The sequence below is a fragment of the uncultured Cetobacterium sp. genome, assembly GCF_947038635.1.
Classification (GTDB): domain Bacteria; phylum Fusobacteriota; class Fusobacteriia; order Fusobacteriales; family Fusobacteriaceae; genus Cetobacterium_A.
The window spans coordinates 1-3,059 of sequence record NZ_CAMQXC010000177.1 but is presented as its reverse complement, the minus strand read 5'-3'; the positions used below and the strand labels follow the sequence as shown (position 1 = coordinate 3,059).

The following is a 3,059-nucleotide window of genomic DNA, read 5'->3' as shown; positions in this document are numbered from 1 at the left end:
CGACAATTTGTCGCAATAAAATTAAAACACGACAATTTGTCGCAATAAAATTAAACATATGTTATAATAGAAATAAAAAAAGAGGTAATTATAATGAAATTTAAAGTAACTGAAAAAAGTGAATTGATGAAATTTTTAATAGATAATTTATCAAAGCAAAGTAAAAATAATATAAAAACACTTTTATCGAAAGAACAAGTTGGAGTAAACGGAAAAATAGAGAGACAATTTAATTTAATTTTAAACCCTGGAGATGAAATAACAATAAACTGGAATAAAAATAGAAATGATAAAACTCCAAAAGGGATAAAAATTTTATTTGAAGATAATGATATAATTGTAATTGAAAAAGAAGAAGGGTTATTATCAATATCAACAGATAAAAAAAGTAATGAAAGAACTGCATATAAACTTTTAATGGACTACATGAAATCAAAGGATAAAAAAGAAAGAATATTTATTGTTCATAGATTAGATAAAGATACATCAGGTGTAATGATTTTTGCTAAATCAGAAAAAATAAAGACAGAGCTTCAAGATAATTGGGACACTCTTGTTTTAGAAAGAGAATATGCTGTTATAGTTGAAGGTGTTGTTAAAGAGAAAAAAGGACAAATTAAATCATACTTAAAAGATAATAAAGCTTTTGTAACTTATTCAGTAAAAGATGATAAAAATGGTGGAAAATTAGCAATTACAAATTATAAAGTTGAAAAAGTAAAAGGGAAGTATACATATTTAAAAGCTTCTTTAGAAACTGGAAGAAAAAATCAAATTAGAGTACATATGAGTGACATGGGTCATCCAGTAGTTGGTGATAAGAAATATGGAGCACAAACAAATATTCTAAAAAGATTAGGATTACATGCACATACGTTAAAAATAAAACACCCTGTAACAAATAAAGAGATGAGTTTCGTATCACCAACTCCAAAAGAATTTGCTAGAATTATAGGAGAGTAATATGAAAATAAACGATTTAAGATTTTTAAAAGTGAAGATAGAAAAACATCCAACAAGAGATATTCAATTAGAGTTTTTAGATAAACCTAATGCTATTGCAGCTTTAATTTTAAACTTTGAAGAGGATAAAGTTTTATTAGTAGAACAATATAGACCAGGAGTTTCTGGCAAACTTTTAGAAATACCGGCTGGAATAATTGAAAATAACGAAGATCCAATTCAAACTTTAGCAAGAGAAGTTAGAGAAGAAACTGGATATATGTTTGAAAGTTTCGAATTAATATATATACCTCAAACACCATTAATTCTTTCGCCAGGATATACCTCTGAAGAATTATATGTATATATATTAAAGTTAAAAACAGAAAAAGAAAAAATTTATGAGAAGCAATTAGATGAAGGTGAAGATTTAGAAGTAGTGTGGGAAAATCTTGAAAAAGTAGAAAATATAACAAATGATTTTAAAACACATTATGCAATAACACTATATAAAAATTTAATAAAAAATTAAAAAAAACATCAAAGGTAATAATATAAAATTACCTTTGATGTTTTTTATATATCTAAATTTATAAAGAATTCAATAGTTTCTTTTAGAAGAGAAATTCCAATATTTATATCTTTTTGATTGATTCTTGAAAAATTTAATTTTATGAAATTATCAAAACCATAATTACTACCAGGAACTATCCCAACATTATTAATTAATAATTTATTATAAATACTTAGAGAGGAAATATTTCTTGGTAGTTTTATCCAAATAGAGCAACCTCCAGATGGAATTATAAAACTAATATCTGGAATTTTTTTTAGTTCTTCTACAATAGAATCTTGAATAGATTTAAAATTCTTTCTACAAAGATTCATATGTTTTTCAATTAATCCTTTTTCTAAAAGAAAAGCAAATGATTTTTGATATAAAGTAGAGGTACTAGAATCAGATAATATTTTGTTATTTAAAAAAGATGTTAAAAGTTTTTCAGGAACAAGAATAAATCCTAATCTAAAGCCAGGCATAAATATCTTAGAAAAACTTTTAATATAAATAACACGCTCCTCTACATCTAATACTTTTAAAGGGATAGGTGCTCTATCAGAATAATATAAATCAGAAGCAGAATCATCTTCAATTATATAAAAATCAAATTTTTTAGAAAGATCTAAAAGTTGTAATCTTTTTTTTTGAGAAATATTAACACCAGTAGGAGTTTGAAAATTAGCCATAAGATAAATAAATTTTATTTTAGTTTCTAAAAGTAATTGTTTTAATTGAGAAATATTAAGACCATCATCTTCTACATTAATAGGATGTATAATAAAATCTTGATTTTTAAAAGATTTTAAAGCACCTAAGTAGGTTGGATTTTCAATGGCTATATGAGCTTTAGAAAACCCTAAAGTTTTAGAAATTAAATCTATTCCTTGCTGTGCTCCAGAAAGTATATGAATATTTTCAGTATTACAAGTAATATTTAAGTTAATTAAAGAATTTTTAATAGATTCACGTAATTCAGAACTTCCAAAAGGACCTTCATTAATTAATGCAAGTTCTTGATCTCTATCTAAGATATAGTTGATAGCATATTTAATATCATTAACTGGAAGGTAGCTATAATTAGGTGTAGAATTAATAAAATCAATTTTTAAAGTTTTTATTATATTAAAATTATCATCGTTTTCTAAGTTTAAAGAAGAGGTATTTTTTTCAGAAAAAATATTTTTATTAATAAAAACACCACTTCCTTTAATAGTTTTTACATAATTAATTTTTTCTAACTCTAAATAAGATTTTGCTACAGTATTAGAACTAATATTTAAAAAATTAGCTACTTTTCTAATTGAGGGAAGTTTATAAGAAACTTCTCTTTTTTCAATTTTATCTTTTAAAAAGATATAAAGAGGAATATATATAAAATTTTCATTTTCAACTTTAAAGTTTTTAAAAAGAATATTCATTGTGCCTCCTAAAGTGTAGTAATACAATTTGAGATATTATTTTGAAAAAAATAAATAAATATGTCATACTGATAAAAGTATAGCATAAATAGAAGGGGGATAAAATGAAAAGTTTTTTAAAAATATTTACTATATTTATT

At 23.5% G+C, this 3,059-nt stretch carries 3 protein-coding genes; 2 read left to right on the top strand and 1 reads right to left on the bottom strand.

Annotation, left to right across the window (positions count from 1 at the left end; all coding sequences use genetic code 11):
* The first annotated feature begins 93 nt into the window (after nucleotides 1-93).
* Nucleotides 94-963 (top strand): RluA family pseudouridine synthase, encoded by an 870-nt coding sequence (locus Q0V08_RS11290; RefSeq protein ID WP_297434818.1) that lies wholly within the window; start codon nucleotides 94-96, stop codon nucleotides 961-963.
* A 1-nt stretch (nucleotide 964) separates the two neighbouring features.
* Nucleotides 965-1,474: an NUDIX hydrolase gene (locus Q0V08_RS11285; protein WP_297434817.1), complete on the top strand. Its 510-nt coding sequence runs from the start codon at nucleotides 965-967 to the stop codon at nucleotides 1,472-1,474.
* 44 nt (nucleotides 1,475-1,518) lie between these two features.
* Here Q0V08_RS11285 and Q0V08_RS11280 read toward each other — a convergent pair whose 3' ends face one another.
* Nucleotides 1,519-2,919: a PLP-dependent aminotransferase family protein gene (locus Q0V08_RS11280; protein WP_297434816.1), complete on the bottom strand. Its 1,401-nt coding sequence runs from the start codon at nucleotides 2,917-2,919 to the stop codon at nucleotides 1,519-1,521.
* Nucleotides 2,920-3,059 lie beyond the last annotated feature (140 nt).

Bases quoted from the DNA above. Each gene is read 5' to 3' on its own strand.
- Q0V08_RS11290 (WP_297434818.1), top strand. From the start codon at position 94: ATGAAATTTAAAGTAACTGAAAAAAGTGAATTGATGAAATTTTTAATA.
- Q0V08_RS11285 (WP_297434817.1), top strand. From the start codon at position 965: ATGAAAATAAACGATTTAAGATTTTTAAAAGTGAAGATAGAAAAACAT.
- Q0V08_RS11280 (WP_297434816.1), bottom strand. From the start codon at position 2,919: ATGAATATTCTTTTTAAAAACTTTAAAGTTGAAAATGAAAATTTTATA.